The 15,449-nt window shown below is 61.4% G+C and carries 15 protein-coding genes; 9 read left to right on the top strand and 6 right to left on the bottom strand.

Annotated elements, in window-relative coordinates; genetic code table 11:
• Positions 1-26: 26 nt before the first annotated feature.
• The 5 genes from KUA23_RS05260 to KUA23_RS05240 are packed head-to-tail and all read left to right on the top strand — an operon-like array spanning position 27 to position 5,586.
• The gene (locus tag KUA23_RS05260; protein WP_346356377.1) at positions 27-2,483 is read left to right on the top strand and encodes a fimbria/pilus outer membrane usher protein; all 2,457 of its coding nucleotides are present in this window, start codon (positions 27-29) and stop codon (positions 2,481-2,483) included.
• Positions 2,484-2,494: 11 nt separating this feature from the next.
• Positions 2,495-3,622: a DUF1120 domain-containing protein gene (locus tag KUA23_RS05255; RefSeq protein WP_078047006.1), complete on the top strand. Its 1,128-nt coding sequence runs from the start codon at positions 2,495-2,497 to the stop codon at positions 3,620-3,622.
• 10 nt (positions 3,623-3,632) lie between these two features.
• Positions 3,633-4,253 carry a DUF1120 domain-containing protein gene (locus tag KUA23_RS05250; RefSeq protein ID WP_252993536.1) on the top strand — a complete coding sequence of 207 codons (621 nt, stop codon included), beginning with the start codon at positions 3,633-3,635 and terminating at the stop codon, positions 4,251-4,253.
• A gap of 10 nt (positions 4,254-4,263) precedes the next feature.
• Positions 4,264-4,914 carry a DUF1120 domain-containing protein gene (locus KUA23_RS05245; protein WP_078047004.1) on the top strand — a complete coding sequence of 217 codons (651 nt, stop codon included), beginning with the start codon at positions 4,264-4,266 and terminating at the stop codon, positions 4,912-4,914.
• Between the two features lie 48 nt (positions 4,915-4,962).
• Positions 4,963-5,586 (top strand): DUF1120 domain-containing protein, encoded by a 624-nt coding sequence (locus tag KUA23_RS05240; protein WP_078047003.1) that lies wholly within the window; start codon positions 4,963-4,965, stop codon positions 5,584-5,586.
• A gap of 95 nt (positions 5,587-5,681) precedes the next feature.
• On the opposite strand, the gene KUA23_RS05235 is transcribed toward KUA23_RS05240, so the two are convergent.
• Positions 5,682-6,947 carry a CynX/NimT family MFS transporter gene (locus tag KUA23_RS05235; RefSeq protein ID WP_100491451.1) on the bottom strand — a complete coding sequence of 422 codons (1,266 nt, stop codon included), beginning with the start codon at positions 6,945-6,947 and terminating at the stop codon, positions 5,682-5,684.
• The gene (locus KUA23_RS05230; protein ID WP_214496603.1) at positions 6,937-7,596 is read right to left on the bottom strand and encodes a FadR/GntR family transcriptional regulator; all 660 of its coding nucleotides are present in this window, start codon (positions 7,594-7,596) and stop codon (positions 6,937-6,939) included. The genes KUA23_RS05235 and KUA23_RS05230 overlap by 11 nt, the downstream gene beginning before the upstream one ends.
• A gap of 158 nt (positions 7,597-7,754) precedes the next feature.
• Between KUA23_RS05230 and KUA23_RS05225 the strand changes: the two genes are divergently transcribed.
• Both KUA23_RS05225 and KUA23_RS05220 read left to right on the top strand, forming a co-directional pair.
• Positions 7,755-8,066 carry a type II toxin-antitoxin system MqsR family toxin gene (locus KUA23_RS05225; RefSeq protein WP_099494093.1) on the top strand — a complete coding sequence of 104 codons (312 nt, stop codon included), beginning with the start codon at positions 7,755-7,757 and terminating at the stop codon, positions 8,064-8,066.
• On the top strand, positions 8,063-8,554 hold the full coding sequence (locus KUA23_RS05220; RefSeq protein ID WP_099494092.1) for a type II toxin-antitoxin system MqsA family antitoxin: 492 nt from the start codon (positions 8,063-8,065) through the stop codon (positions 8,552-8,554). The genes KUA23_RS05225 and KUA23_RS05220 overlap by 4 nt, the downstream gene beginning before the upstream one ends.
• A 52-nt stretch (positions 8,555-8,606) precedes the next feature.
• Here KUA23_RS05220 and KUA23_RS05215 read toward each other — a convergent pair whose 3' ends face one another.
• From KUA23_RS05215 to KUA23_RS05200, 4 genes are all read right to left on the bottom strand, one after another.
• Positions 8,607-9,371 (bottom strand): amino acid ABC transporter ATP-binding protein, encoded by a 765-nt coding sequence (locus tag KUA23_RS05215; protein ID WP_003171943.1) that lies wholly within the window; start codon positions 9,369-9,371, stop codon positions 8,607-8,609.
• A gap of 11 nt (positions 9,372-9,382) precedes the next feature.
• Positions 9,383-10,480, bottom strand: a complete 1,098-nt coding sequence (locus tag KUA23_RS05210; protein ID WP_078047000.1) for an amino acid ABC transporter permease — start codon at positions 10,478-10,480, stop codon at positions 9,383-9,385.
• Between the two features lie 10 nt (positions 10,481-10,490).
• Entirely contained in the window at positions 10,491-11,672 is a 1,182-nt protein-coding gene (locus KUA23_RS05205) for an amino acid ABC transporter permease (RefSeq protein ID WP_034102297.1), read from the bottom strand.
• Between the two features lie 72 nt (positions 11,673-11,744).
• Positions 11,745-12,776 carry an amino acid ABC transporter substrate-binding protein gene (locus KUA23_RS05200; protein ID WP_025855626.1) on the bottom strand — a complete coding sequence of 344 codons (1,032 nt, stop codon included), beginning with the start codon at positions 12,774-12,776 and terminating at the stop codon, positions 11,745-11,747.
• Positions 12,777-13,122: 346 nt separating this feature from the next.
• On the opposite strand from KUA23_RS05200, the gene KUA23_RS05195 reads away from it, so the two are divergent.
• The gene (locus KUA23_RS05195; protein ID WP_252993535.1) at positions 13,123-13,779 is read left to right on the top strand and encodes an alpha/beta hydrolase; all 657 of its coding nucleotides are present in this window, start codon (positions 13,123-13,125) and stop codon (positions 13,777-13,779) included.
• A 96-nt stretch (positions 13,780-13,875) separates the two neighbouring features.
• Positions 13,876-15,363 carry an ATP-dependent RNA helicase RhlB gene (rhlB, locus tag KUA23_RS05190; protein ID WP_177409526.1) on the top strand — a complete coding sequence of 496 codons (1,488 nt, stop codon included), beginning with the start codon at positions 13,876-13,878 and terminating at the stop codon, positions 15,361-15,363.
• Positions 15,364-15,449 lie beyond the last annotated feature (86 nt).

Raw genomic sequence — 15,449 nt, 5'->3', positions numbered from 1 at the left:
CGGCCGACACCCTTTGAGTACGACCTGTGAACACACTAATAACTGATCGTGGCGGCGAAGCCCTGCCCGACGTTTCATCCCGCCGTTCCCGCGCACTCCTGGCCGGCCTGGCACTGAGCTGCGCACTGCCGGCGGGCGAGATTCTCGCCGATGAGCTGCTGCTGGCCGGCTCCTTCGACCCCCAGACCCTGTCCCAGCGCGGCATCGATCCGGAACTGGCAAACATGCTGTTGCAGGCGCCACGCTTCGGGGCCGGCCGGCATGCAGTCAACCTGATCGTCAACGGTCAGCGGCGCGGTCGCGTGGATGTGCTGTTCGACGGTCAGGGCACGCTGTGCTTCAACCGTGCCTTGCTCGACGCCGGCAACCTGGTGGTGCCTGGCGACACGGGTGATACGGATTGCACCGGGTTTCTCGACGCCCACCCGCGCACCGTGATCGAGCAGGACCCGGCTAACCTGAGCCTGTCGCTGGTGGTGTCAACCGAGGCCCTGCGCCCGGTGGAACAGGACATTTCCGGCTACCAGACCGGTGGCTTTGCCGGCCTGCTCAACTACGATTTGACCGGCCTCTACAACGAATACGGTGACGACACGTCGCACTTCGGCTCGGCCAATACCGAAGTGGGTTTCAACGCCGGTGACTGGATCGTGCGCAGCCGCCAGGTACAGACCTGGCAAGACAGCCAATCACGCAGCACCCACCTGGATGCCTATGCCCAACGCACCTTCGCTGCCCAGCAGGCGGTGTTGCAGGCCGGGCAGATCAGCCTCTACAACCCGGTACTGGCAGGCACGCAGATCACCGGCGCGCAGGTGCTGACCGAAACCGCCTTGCAGGAACAGAACCAGGGCGCAACCATCGATGGCATTGCCAACAGCCCGGCCCAGGTCGAGATCCGCCAGAACGGCACGCTGATCCATTCCACCGTGGTGCCGGCCGGGCCGTTTTCGCTGCGCGATGTGCGTCGCTTGAACAATCGCTCGGACGTGGAAGTCACGGTCAAGGAAAGCACCGGCGAGGAGCGGCGCTTTACTGTGCCGGCGGCGATGCTTGGCCTCGGGTTACCGGCCCCGGGCTATTCGGTGGCGGCGGGACGCGTGCGCAAGATCGGCGACAGCGACGGCGCCGAACCCTGGGTGGTCAGCGCCGGCTGGAACGGCGCGGTACACCCCCAAGCCAGCCTAGGCGCCGGACTGTTGGTAGCGGATGCCTATCGCTCGGCGGGCTTGAGCCTGGGCTGGTTGCCCTGGCAGGACAGCCAGTTTCAATTCTCCGCGCAGGCAGCCCAAGCCAGTCGCACCGATACCGAACAGGGCGTACAGACTGACCTGTCATGGTCCCAGCGCTTGAGCGAGCGCTGGGCTGTCAGCACCGCCCTGTCGTGGCGTTCCCTGGGCTACCGCGACCTGGATGAATCGACCTATTCCACCTACACCCATGAACAGCAACGCTCGCGCTACCGCGACCAGCAAAGCGCCACCGCGTCCTGGTCACACCCGTCATTAGGTGCGTTCAGCGCCGGCTTCTCGCGCTCGGCCTCCTATGCGGGTTTCAGCAGCAGCCGCGCGCTGGCGTCATGGGGCACCAGTTTCGGCAACGTCTCGGTGTCCGCGAGTGCCGAATGGCAGGTCGGTGGCCGGCAGCAGAGCGATGACAGCCTGTACCTCACCGTCAGCGTGCCCCTGGGCGAGAGCCGTCGCGGCCGCGCCTGGGCGCGCAACACCGGCGGAGAACACCGCCTGGGCGTCGGCCTCAGCGAGCAACTCAACGACCAGTTGAGTTACCGCGTGGGCGTGGAGCGCGACAGCCGTGACCGCGAGGTGGAGTCGTCCCTCGGTATGTCCGCCTTGCCGTATTACAGCCAGCTCGACTTCAACTACACCCGCTCCGACCGCGAACGCTCCAGCTACCAAGGCGGCGCGCGCGGCGGCGTGGTGGTGCATGGCGACGGCGTGACGTTCTCGCCCTACCCGGTGCGCGATACCTTCGCGGTGATGTCCGTGGGCGAAATGGCCGGCGTCAAGGTCAACACCCCCAGCGGCCCGGTATGGACCGACTGGCAAGGCCAGGCGGTGGTGCCGCAGGTCAGCGCCTATGGCCGCAGCCCGGTGGAAGTGCAAACCCGTTCGCTGCCGCGCAATGCCGATATCAGCAATGGGCTGGCGGTGATTTCCGCTGGGCGCGGGGCCGTCGACAGCGTGCAGTTTGGCGTGCATCTGACGCGTCGCGCCCTGCTGAACGTGACCACCGACGACGGCCAGCCCCTGCCCCGCGGCGCGGCGGTGAGCACCGCCGATGGCGAGTTCATCACCCTGGTGCAGGAAGGCAGCCAGGTGTTCCTGCCCGACGTGCTCGACACGCGCCCCCTGTGGGTCAAAGCCCCAGGCCAGGCGCGCTGCCGACTCGACTTTGCACTGCCGAAAAACAGTGACCCGGATGTGTATTTCGAGACCGCACCAGCCCGGTGCCGCCAACCATGAGGACTCTGACCATGGACCTGAAACCGGTCTTGTACGTCTTGGGCGTGTTGATCAGCCCCCACGCCCTGGCCGTCGAAGAATGCCAGCTCAATCTCAGCCAGACGCAGTTGGACTTCGGCTTGATGAACCGCGCCGTGGCCTTGGTGCCCGCGCCCGAGCGATTGTTGGGGGAGCGGCAGTTGAGCCTCACGCTGAACTGCCCGCAGCCCACCGACATGAGTGTGTTTTATCGCGGGTTGGGCGCGGGGCCTGGGCGGTTTCGCTTCACCGAACGCGGCAGTTACGCCTTGCAAGTGCGCGAAGCGGTGCTGGACGGCCAGGCAGTCGAGCTCGGTCTGATCGCAGGCCCTGGGCAAGCACCGTCCGCAGTCGGTGCTCCATTGGAATGGCAGCCTGACCACGGCGTGGTGCCGATGCGCGGTGGCGTCGCGGTAACCGGGCGCAACCTGTCGCTGCAATTGGACGCCAGTGCCTGGGCCAGTGAAGACGCTGCCCGGGTGCGCGACGCGGTCACCTGGGACACCGCTGGACTGTTCGATGCCCTCGGCGCCGGCCGCTCGCGGGAATTGCGCTGGCAGGCACGTTTTGCACCGGCGGCGTGTACGCCCACCCTGTCCAACGGCGGCCACGTGGAGCTGGGCAAATTGTCAGTCGGCGATCTGTCCGTCGACAAGGACACCGCTCTGGCGCCACGTGCGTTATCGCTCAGCGTGACTTGCGATGCACCCACCGCATTTGCCATGCGCATGCAGGACAACCGTCAGGGCTCGGCCACCGGTACCGGCGATGAAACCAGTTATGGCCTGGGCCTGGACGCCAGCCGACAGAAAATCGGGCGCTACCGGCTGCTGTTCAACCCCGCGCACATCACCGCCGACAGCTTTGCCCAGGTTTTCAGCACCGACTCCACCACCGGCAGCCTGCCGTGGAGCAACGCCGGCGCACGCATCACGGCAATAGGCGCCAATCGTTACCTGGGTTTCAGCAGCACATCCGGCAGTACCGGCGGGCCCAGCGCCATTCAAAACCTCAATGCCACGCTGAGCCTGGAGGCGACTGTCGCCCCCCTGGGCTCCCTGGACCTGGGCAACGAGGTACGCCTCGACGGCTCGGGCACTCTCGAAATTCACTACTTGTAGGAACTCAAGCATGAAAGCAATACAGATTCCACTGGCCGCCTGCGTAGGGCTGGCCTGCGCGTTACAGGCCCAGGCCGCCTCGACCGTCGACCTGAGCGTCAGCGGCGTGATCACTCCCAGTGCCTGCACACCCAGCTTGTCCAATGGCGGTGTGTATGACTTGGGCAAGCTTGCAGCCAAGGACCTGAACAGCGATCAACCCACACGGCTGCCCGCCTCCAGCCTGCACTTTGCAATCAACTGTGAAGCCATGACCTTGCTGGCCCTGGAACCCAAGGATAACCGCCTCGGTTCCAGCTACAGCGAATACTCCAGCACGTTCGGCCTGGGACTGGCTGGCAACAGCGCCAAAATCGGTTTCCTGCAAATCACCCTCGAGTCGGTGGTGGCCGACGACGTTGACATGAATCCTATTGGCTCGACGGGGCCCGATACCTGGGCCCCATCAGCCGTGTTGTCGCACCACTTCCTGACTGCGTTCACCCCTGATCGGACTCATGTCCCAGCAGCGATACAACATCTGACGGGCGACCTACAGTTCATTCCCTACCTCGCCCCCACTAACACCCTGCCGCTTACCGAAGAAGTGCACTTCGAAGCCTCAGCGACCCTGAGCATCAAGTACCTATAGGAGCTGAATCATGAAGACGTTATTGATTCTCGTGGCCGCCTTCGCCTGGCTTGCCAGTGCCGCCGCCACCCACGCTGCGTCCACTGTCGAACTCACTGTCGGCGGCTTGATCACCCCCATGGCCTGCACTCCGGTGTTCTCCGGCGGCGGGGTGGTCGATTTCGGCAAGATTTCCCAGCAAGACCTCAACCAATCCACCGGCACGCGGCTGCCACTCAAATCCCTGACCTTGACCGTCAGCTGCAACGCCCCGGGCCGCTACGCCCTGCGCATGCGCGATAACCGCGACGGCACCGCCCACGTCGACAGCGAAATTTTCTATGGGCTGGGCCTGGACGGCAGCGGCAACAAGATCGGTGTGTATTCGGTGAAATTCGACCCAAAACAGACCGTCGCCGACAGCGTCACGCAACTCTACGGCACCGAATCCACCACCGGCGGCGTGGCGTGGCGCACCGCCAATAGCAACCCGATCGATATCGGTTCGCGCAGCCTGCTGGGATTCACTGAGACCGAGGGCAGCACCGCCGGCCCTTCACCGATCCAGGTGCTGAGCAGCACGCTGACCCTGGAAGCGGTGATCAACGCCAAGCAGAACCTGGACCTGAGTCACGACGTGCGGATGGACGGCTCAGCCACCCTGGAAGTTGTTTACCTGTAATCCCCCCTTGACCCCTAGTTCCACCCATCACTGAAGGAAGACCTTTAAATGAAAGCATTTTTCCCTACTTGCACGGCCACCCTGTTGCTGGCTGCCGCCTCCATTGTGCAGGCGGCCAGCAGCACCGACCTCACGGTCAAGGGCATGATCACGCCTAGCGCTTGCAGCCCCGCGTTGTCCAACGGCGGATCGTTGGACTTTGGCAAGATTTCCTCCAGTGACCTACGCAAGGACCGGCCCACCTACCTGCCGCGACAAACGCTGCAAATGACGGTGACGTGCGAAGGCGCGACGATGATGGCCCTGGAGGCCAAAGACAACCGCGAAGGCACCGAGTCCTCCAATGACTATTACAACTTTGGACTTGGCCTGATCAATGGCACAGAGAGACTGGGCTACCTGACCATAAGTCCGATGAATCGCGTCGCTGACGGGGTCGGCGTCAGCGGTATTGTTTCATGGGACGGCGGGACGACCTGGGAGCGGGAGCCCATGATAGTGGATAACGGCCTTTACTCCGTCGCCCCCTTGGGCTCATTGACTCCGATACCGGTAACGCTGCTGACCACCGACCTGTCTGTCTCGGGGGTAATCGCTCCGACGCAAAACCTGACCTTGGACAACGAGGTGAACATGGACGGCTCCGTGACCATCACAGTCAGATACTTGTAAGACGAAAAGGCGTGGCGGCACTGGCGTTCCAACCAAGCCCAGCGTCTGTACACCGACCTTGAGCGGCAACGATCAAGGCGGTGTGCCTGTAGCCGTTACACCCGCTCGCTGCTGACCGCCACATAGCGCGCACGGCCGGCGCCCAGGCCGGCAACGATGGCGCCCACGCCGATCACCGCGAAGATCCAGCCCACTGCCGTCCAGCCGCCGGTCCAGTCATGCACCAGGCCGACTGCGAACGGCCCCATGGACGCCAGCGTGTACCCGATGCCCTGGGCCATGCTCGACAGGTTGGCGGCGACATGGGCGTCCCGCGAGCGCAGTACGATCAAGGTCAGCGCCAGGCTGAACGTGCCGCCCTGGCCCAGCCCCAGCAAAATCGCCCAGCCCCACAGCCCGTCGAGCGGCGCATACAGGCAGCCGAACAAGCCGCCGAGGGTCAGCAGCATCACCACCACGATTGCCAGGCGCTGGTCCTTGCCACGGGTGGCCAGCCACGGTGCGGCGAGGGAGCTCAGCAATTGCACAATGATCGAGCCCGACAATGCCAAGCCGGCTTCGGTGGCCGTCAGGCCACGACCGATCAGGATCGACGGCAGCCAGCCGAACACGATGTACGCCAACGACGATTGCAGGCCCATGTACAAGGTCACCTGCCAGGCTAGAGGGTCGCGCAGCAACCCCTTCACGCGGTAGGCGACCCGATGGGCACCGTGTTTGTGCCCGACTTGCGGTAACCAGAACAACGCCGCGACCAACGCCGGCACAATCCAGAATCCCAAGCCAATGCGCCAACGGTCGCCGAAGTAATGACTGAGTGGCACCGTCGAGCCCGCCGCCAACGCCGCACCCAGGCACAGCGCCATGGTGTAGACGCCGGTCATCGCGCCCGCCTGTTTGGCAAAGTCGCGCTTGACGATGCCCGGCAGCAACACACCAATGATGCCGATACTTGCCCCGGCGATCAGGCTGCCGGCGAACAGGCCAAGCTCACCGAATGAGCTGCGCAGGATGATCCCTGCGGCCAACGTCAGCAGAATCCCCAGCACCACGCGCTCGGCACCGAAACGTCGGGCCAGGATCGGCGCCGTGGGCGCGAATAGCCCCAGGCACAGCACCGGCAAAGTGGTCAGTAAACCGGCCTTGGCCGCCGACAGCCCAAGGCTTTGTGAGACCTCAGCCAGCAGCGGCGACATGCTCGACAGTGCCGGGCGCAGGTTCAGCGCCACCAGGATCAGGCCCAGCAGCAACAGCCACGGGCGGCTTACCACGGGGTGGGCGTGCTGCACTTCCTCGTCATCGGCTTCGGCGTCGATCAGCAGCTCTTCAAGTTCGGTCGTGCGTTTGGCTTCAAGGTTCATTGATCAACTGCCGGCAGAGGGATTTGGCGCGTTCCGGGTCTTGGTTTTCGACCGCGTCGAGCAAGGCGATATGCAGGTCGAATACGGCCTGGCGGCGCGGTGAGATATTCAGGGTCTGGCGCAACTGCGCGCCGACGATGGCGGAGAAATATTGGTACAGCTCGCTCAAGGCAGGGTTGTGCGCAGCGTCGACCAAGTGTTTGTGGAACACCAGGTCGGCGCTGATATAGGCCTCCAAATCACCGTGGTACAACTCGGCGCTGGCGTCCAGTGCGCTGCGCAACAGCTTCAAATCTTGCGCGGTACGCCGCTGTGCAGCCAGGCCGATGGCCTCCACTTCCAGGATCTGCCGCGTCTCTTGCGCCTGCTCAAGCGTGCAGTGCGACAGCGCCCGCATCGCACCCAACGGGTCGGTCATCGAGCGCAGGTAACTGCCGTCACCCTGTCGGACTTCGATCAACCCGGAGAACGCCAACACCCGCATGGCCTCGCGCACGGTATTACGGCTGATACCCAGCTCGGCGGACAGCTCGGGCTCGGTGGGCAAGCGTTCACCAATGGCCCATCGGCCTTCAGTGATGCGCAGGCGCAACTGCTCCAGGGCCTGGTCGACCAGGGAGCGTTTGATCAGTGGGGCGATGTCTGTCATGAGTTTTGCGCTTTCGTCCAATCATAGGATGAATTTTCCTACAGCCTATTCGGACTTTCCTACGAAGGCAACGCACTAGGGTTCTTAGGCAAGCAAAGGAGCAGTATTTTCGATTGGTAAAATTACCCTCTGAGGGTAATTATGGACTCAGGTGTCTTATGGACAAGTACACACCTCATTACGATTTGGCGGTGATAAAGGCGGATGTGAGGCGGCTTGGCAGGCGAGCGTTTACCCGCACAGCAGAAGCATGCGGCGACGCTCTTGGCTTTAGCATCGAGGATATGCAGGAGGTCATCTATGAGTTGCAAAACTGGATGTTGTACAAGTCGATGACTACCTATAGAGACCATCGGGTATGGCAAGACGTGTATCACACACACTCAAAAGGCAGGGAGATTTACATCAAGGTCACTTACTCCCCCGACGGTGCCCCCCCGGTGATCTCCTTTAAGGAGAAGAACATATGAAGACAAAAGACTGCTACATCTGCGGCGCCCCCAATGGATTGTCATACTACGAGGGGCGCAGCGAGACCATCAGGATCAAAAACCTGGAGCGCCGGGTCGACAATCTTTCAGGCTGGGAATGTACAGTCTGCGGCGACGGCTTCTGGGACCCGGACAACGACAGCGCCGACCGCTTCGGTGAGGCCAAAGATGCACTGGCACTTGCCGCCCGAAAAATGATCGGCACCGAAATGAAACGTACCCGTCGCAAACTGCACCTTACCCAAAAGGAAGCAGTGGAATTACTGTCCGGTGGCGGTCACAACGCATTCTCTCGGTATGAGCGCGGCGAGCTTCTCGCCCCCAAACCCTTGGTGCTGCTGATGCGGTTATTGGATCGTCACCCGCATTTGCTTGCGGACGCAAAAGCGTTGGCAGACGGTGCGGATATGCGTGGCGCCTTCACCTACACCGTGAACAACGACGCTGAAGCACTCAAAGCGTCCTAGCCCCAAAAAAACAAACCCGGCACAGGGCCGGGTTTGTTTGTTCAACCATCGATCAATGCAAAATCTGGCTCAAGAACAACTTGGTCCGATCGTTCTGCGGGTTGTCGAAGAAGTCATTCGGCGCTGCCTGTTCCACGATTTCGCCCTTGTCCATGAAGATCACGCGGTTGGCCACGGTACGGGCAAAGCCCATTTCGTGGGTCACGCACAACATGGTCATGCCGTCTTCGGCCAAGCCGATCATGGTGTCCAGCACCTCTTTCACCATTTCCGGGTCGAGTGCCGAGGTCGGCTCGTCGAACAGCATGATTTTCGGCTTCATGCACAGCGCACGGGCAATCGCCACACGCTGTTGCTGGCCGCCGGACAGTTGCCCCGGAAACTTGTGGGCCTGCTCCGGGATGCGCACGCGCTCCAGGTAGTGCATGGCGATTTCCTCGGCCTTGCGCTTGGGCATCTTGCGCACCCACATCGGTGCCAGCGTGCAGTTCTGCAGGATGGTCAGGTGCGGGAACAGGTTGAAGTGCTGGAACACCATGCCGACTTCGCGGCGGATCGCTTCGATCTGCTTGAGGTCGTTGGTCAGTTCCACGCCATCGACCACGATGCGGCCTTGCTGGTGTTCTTCCAGGCGGTTGAGGCAGCGGATGGTGGTGGACTTGCCCGAACCCGATGGGCCGCACAGCACGATACGCTCGCCCTGCTTGACGTTGAGGTTGATGTCTTTCAACACGTGGAACTGGCCGTACCACTTGTTGACGCCCTGCATCTGGATAATGCCTTCAGGGCTCACAGGCTGTTTGATCGCTTCGCTCATAACAACAACTCCTAACGCTTGTGGCCTGTGTCGAGCTTGTGTTCCAAATGAATGGAATAGCGCGACATACCAAAACAGAAAATCCAGAACACCAGGGCCGCGAACACGTAGCCTTCGGTGGCCATGCCCAACCATTTGGGGTCGGCGGCGGCTTGCTTGACGCTGTTGAGCAGGTCGAACAAGCCGATGATGATCACCAGGCTGGTGTCCTTGAACAGCGCAATGAACGTGTTGACGATGCCAGGGATCACCAGCTTCAGGGCTTGCGGCAGAATCACCAGGCCCATGCTGCGCCAGTAACCCAGGCCCATCGCCGCAGCGGCTTCGTACTGACCTTTTGGAATCGCCTGCAGGCCACCGCGCACCACCTCGGCCACGTAGGCCGACTGGAACAGGATCACGCCAATCAATGCACGCAGCAATTTGTCGATGCCCATGCCCTCAGGCAGGAACAACGGCAGCATCACCGAGGACATGAACAGCACGGTGATCAACGGCACGCCACGCCAGAATTCGATGAAGGTCACGCAGACCACTCGAATCGCCGGCATATTCGAACGCCGTCCCAACGCCAGCATGATGCCCAGTGGCAACGCGCCGGCGATGCCGACAGTGGCGATCACCAAGGTCAGCATCAGGCCGCCCCATTGGCTGGTCGCCACGTTGGTCAGGCCGAAGATCCCGCCGTGCAGCAGGAAGTAGGCAATGATCGGGTACAGCACCAGAAAGCTCAGGCCGTAGACCGCCTTGCGCTGGAAGCGCGAGATGAACAACGGCGCCACGCCGACAATGGCCAGCCACACGGTGAGGTCTACGCGCCAGCGCAGGTCGCCGGGGTAGTAGCCGTACATGAACTGCCCGAAGCGCTGTTGGATAAACACCCAGCAGGCGCCTTCCTTAGTGCAATCGGCGCGCGTGGTGCCGACCCAGTTGGCGTCCAGGATTGCCCAATGCAGGATTGGTGGCACCACCAGGTAGATCAGGTAAAACGCCAACAGGGTCAGCAGGGTGTTGAGCCAGCTGGAAAACAGGTTGGCGCGCATCCATGCCATCGGCCCGAACACTTTGTTCGGCGGTGGCATATCAGGTTTGAACGTATGCGTACTCATGCGTGTTTCCTCACCGCTCGATCAGCGCAATGCGCTTGTTGTACCAGTTCATCAGCAAGGAAATGCTGATGCTGATCGCCAGGTACACGCTCATGGTGATGGCAATGACTTCGATGGCCTGGCCGGTCTGGTTGAGCACCGTGCCGGCAAACAGCGAAACCATTTCCGGGTAACCGATACCGGCAGCCAGCGACGAGTTTTTCGCCAGGTTCAGGTATTGGCTGGTCAGCGGCGGGATGATCACTCGCAGTGCCTGCGGAATGATGACCTTGCGCAGCGTCGGCCCAGGGCGCAGGCCCAGGGAGCGCGCGGCTTCGGTCTGGCCATGGCTGACGGACTTGATGCCCGAACGCACGATCTCGGCAATAAACGCTGCCGTGTAGACAGTAAGCGCCAGGGTCAGTGCCAGCAGTTCAGGGATGAGTACCCAGCCGCCGACAAAGTTGAAGCCCTGCAGCTTGGGCATTTCCCAGTGCAGCGGTGCACCGAAGATCAAGGCGCACAACGCCGGGATCACGATGAACAGCGCCAGGCCCGCCCAGAACTTATGGAAGGGGACGCCGGTGGCTTCAAAGCGCTTGTTGGCCCAGCGCGCCATCAGCACGATTGCCACGATGGCAACGACGATGCTGACCACGAACGGCCAGAAACCGTCAGCGGCAATCGCTGCCGGCATGTTCAGGCCACGGCTGCTGACAAAGAAGGTATCGCCGAAGTTATGGCTGTTGCGCGGCCCCGGCATGGTCAGGAACACCGCGAAGTACCAGAACAGGATTTGCAGCAGTGGCGGAATGTTGCGGAACACCTCCACATACACGGTCGCCAGCTTGTTAATCATCCAGTTCGGCGACAGCCGCGCCACGCCGATGACGAACCCGAGCAGCGTCGCCAGGATCACGCCGATAAACGTCACCAGCAAGGTGTTGAGCAAACCGATCACAAACACCCGGGCATAACTGTCCGATTCGGTGTAATCGATCAAATGCTGCGCGATGCCGAAGCCGGCACTGCGCTCAAGAAAGTCGAAACCCGAGGTAATGCCTCGGTGCTGAAGGTTGGTCTGGGTATTGTTGAAGAGGTACCAGCCCAGCGAGACCACCGCCACAATCGTGATGATCTGGAAGAGCCACGCACGCACTTTGGGATCGCTGAAGCTGAGCTTCTGCTTGGGTGCGCCGATTTGATTTTGCATGAAGTGCCCCGGAAATAATGGAACAGAACATCACCCGGCGGTTGGCCCACCGGGTGACAGAACCATCAGCGATCAGCGCACAGGTGGTGCGTATTGAATGCCGCCAGCGTTCCACAGCGCGTTCAGGCCACGGTCGATTTCCAGCGGGGTGCTCTTGCCCAGGTTGCGCTCGAACACTTCACCGTAGTTACCGACTTGCTTGACGATCTGTACGACCCAGTCTTTCTTCACTTTCAAGTCTTTGCCGTATTCGCCGTCAGCACCGAGCAGACGGGCAACGTCCGGGTTCTTGGTGGACTTGGCTTCAGCTTCAACGTTTTTGGAGGTGATACCGGCTTCTTCAGCGTTGAGCATGGCGTAGCCCACCCAGCGCACGATGGCCAGCCACTCGTCGTCGCCGTTACGCACGACTGGGCCCAACGGTTCTTTGGAAATGGTTTCCGGCAGAACGACGTAGTCCTTCGGTGCGGCCAGCTTGCTGCGCTGGGCGAACAGTTGGGACTTGTCGGAGGTCAGCACGTCGCAACGACCGGATTCCAGCGACTTGGCGCTTTCGTCGGAGGTGTCGAAGGTGATCGGGGTGTATTTGAGGCCGTTGCCACGGAAGTAGTCGGAAACGTTCAGCTCAGTGGTGGTACCGGCCTGGATGCAGATGGTTGCACCGTCCAGTTCCTTGGCACTTTTCACGCCCAGCTTGTTGTTTACCAGGAAGCCGATGCCGTCGTAGTAAGTGATGAAGCCCGGGAATTTCAGGCCCATGCCGGCATCGCGGGAGCTGGTCATGGTGGTGTTACGGGACAGAATGTCGACTTCGCCGGATTGAAGCGCGGTGAAACGCTCCTTGGCATTCAACTGGCTGAATTTGACCTTGGTAGCGTCGCCGAAAACGGCAGCGGCCACAGCGCGGCACACGTCAGCGTCGATCCCCAGGATCTTGCCGCTGGCATCCGGCACCGAGAAACCCGGCAGGCCGTCACTCACGCCACATTGCACAAAGCCTTTCTTCTGCACGGCGTCCAGGGTGGCGCCGGCTTGGGCGAAACCACTGACACCCAGTACAGCCGCCGCGGAAACGATGGCCAGGGTGGATTTCAATACCTTCATTCAAACCTCCAGTTTGCTCTTGTTGTGTCGGAGCTCGAACCTCAGCGCACCCTTATGAGGCGATATCGACCCGTGTTGGCTTTTTTTAGGGTCAAGCGGCATGAAGTTGTCGCAGTAATTCCAGTTGCTATCCCACAAGCGGCAGTCACTGATAGTGTTACCGTCCCAGGAAAGTTCTGACATCGACCTACACATAGCAAGGCGCGTACCAGAGTGCCGGCTGAGCCGTTTCAGCCCATGATCAAGTGCAAAAGATTCAACCTTGCGACATTCTCTTAACAGATCAACCAGCGGCGCACCGTTCCGTCGCACTTAATCGGAGCGCACGCACATTAATGGAGCAGACATGACCGAACCCTTGATTCTTCAGCCCGCCAAGCCCGCAGACGCCTGCGTAATCTGGTTGCATGGCCTGGGTGCCGATCGCTACGACTTCCTGCCGGTGGCCGAAGCGTTGCAGGAAACTTTGCTGACCACCCGCTTCGTTTTGCCCCAAGCGCCCACCCGCCCGGTGACGATCAACGGTGGCTACGAGATGCCCAGTTGGTACGACATCAAGGCCATGAGCCCTGCCCGCTCCATCAGCCTGGAGGAGCTGGAAGTCTCGGCCAGCATGGTCGCGGATTTGATCGAAGCGCAGAAGAGAACCGGAATAGACGCTTCGCGGATTTTCCTCGCGGGTTTTTCCCAGGGCGGCGCCGTGGTTTTCCACACCGCGTTTATGAATTGGGAAGGACCGTTGGGTGGCGTGATCGCCCTTTCCACGTATGCACCGACCTTCGATAACGCGCTGGAATTGTCCGCCAGCCAGCAGCGCATTCCCACCCTGTGCCTGCACGGCCAGTACGATGACGTAGTGCAGAACGCCATGGGCCGCAGCGCCTACGAGCATTTGAAGAGCCGTGGTGTCACCGTGACATGGCAGGAATACCCAATGGGCCACGAAGTGTTACCTGAAGAGATCCGTGATATCGGTGCATGGTTGACCACTCGCCTGGGTTGAACACTGCCGTTTATGTAGCCGTATGACAGACGCACTACGCCGCGCCCGATTCTTGCATTACACTGGCCGGCGTACATTCCTTAACCAATTAATGAGATCACCGTGCTCAAAGCACTTAAGAAGATGTTCGGCAAAAGCGAGGCTGAGCCGCTCGCGCCAGTTCCCAGTGCTCCTGTCCCGACACCCGGCAGCCGCAACGACGGTCAACAGCCCGGCCGGACCGCACCTGCCGCCCAGCCGAAGAAGCCGACCGTGACGCCGCCTGAACCGGCGCAACCGGTTGAAGCCGCTCCCGTGCCAGTCGCAGCCGCCGCGCCCGTCGCCCCCAAGCCGCGTCGCGAACGTGCGCCAAAACCGCCCGTGACCCCATGGAAGCTCGAAGATTTCGTCGTCGAGCCCCAGGAAGGCAAGACTCGCTTCCACGATTTCAAACTGGCCCCGGAACTGATGCACGCCATCCAGGACCTGGGCTTCCCGTACTGCACGCCGATCCAGGCGCAGGTGCTGGGCTTTACCCTGGCGGGCAAAGACGCCATTGGCCGCGCCCAGACCGGTACCGGCAAGACCGCCGCGTTCCTGATCTCGATCATCACCCAGCTGCTGCAGACGCCGCCGCCGAAAGAGCGCTACATGGGTGAACCGCGCGCACTGATCATCGCCCCGACCCGGGAGCTGGTGGTACAGATCGCCAAGGACGCCGCCGACCTGACCAAGTACACCGGCCTCAACGTGATGACGTTCGTCGGTGGCATGGACTTCGACAAGCAGCTCAAGCACCTCGAAGCCCGCCATTGCGACATCCTGGTGGCGACACCGGGCCGCCTGCTGGACTTCAACCAGCGCGGCGACGTGCACCTGGACATGGTCGAAGTGATGGTACTGGACGAAGCCGACCGCATGCTCGACATGGGCTTTATCCCACAAGTGCGTCAGATCATTCGCCAGACCCCGCCGAAAAGCGAACGCCAAACCCTGCTGTTCTCCGCGACCTTCACCGAAGACGTGATGAACCTCGCCAAGCAATGGACCACCGACCCGTCCATCGTCGAGATCGAGGCGCTTAACGTTGCCAGCGAAAACGTCGAGCAACACATCTACGCCGTGGCCGGTGCCGACAAATACAAACTGCTCTACAACCTGGTCAACGACAATGGCTGGGAGCGGGTGATGGTGTTCGCCAACCGCAAGGACGAAGTTCGCCGCATCGAAGAACGCCTGGTACGCGATGGTGTGAACGCTGCGCAACTGTCGGGCGATGTGCCGCAACACAAGCGCATCAAGACCCTGGAAGGTTTCCGCGAAGGCAAAATTCGCGTGCTGGTGGCCACTGACGTGGCAGGTCGCGGGATTCACATCGACGGCATCAGCCACGTGATCAACTTCACCCTGCCGGAAGTGCCGGACGACTACGTGCACCGCATTGGCCGCACTGGCCGTGCCGGGGCTGCGGGGGTGTCGATCAGCTTTGCTGGGGAAGATGACTCGTATCAGCTGCCGTCGATCGAGGCGCTGTTGGGGCGCAAGATCAGCTGCGAGACGCCGCCGACGCATCTGTTGCGCCCGGTGGAACGCAAACGCCCCTAAAGCTGGAATGCAGTAAACAAATGTGGGAGCGGGCTTGCTCGCGAATGCGGTGTATCAGTACCAGATTCATTGACTGACACTGCGCA

Origin of the sequence: Pseudomonas pergaminensis (assembly GCF_024112395.2) — a bacterium.
In the GTDB taxonomy this organism is placed as follows: Bacteria; Pseudomonadota; Gammaproteobacteria; order Pseudomonadales; family Pseudomonadaceae; genus Aquipseudomonas; species Aquipseudomonas pergaminensis.
This window is presented reverse-complemented; position numbering and strand designations above follow the sequence as displayed.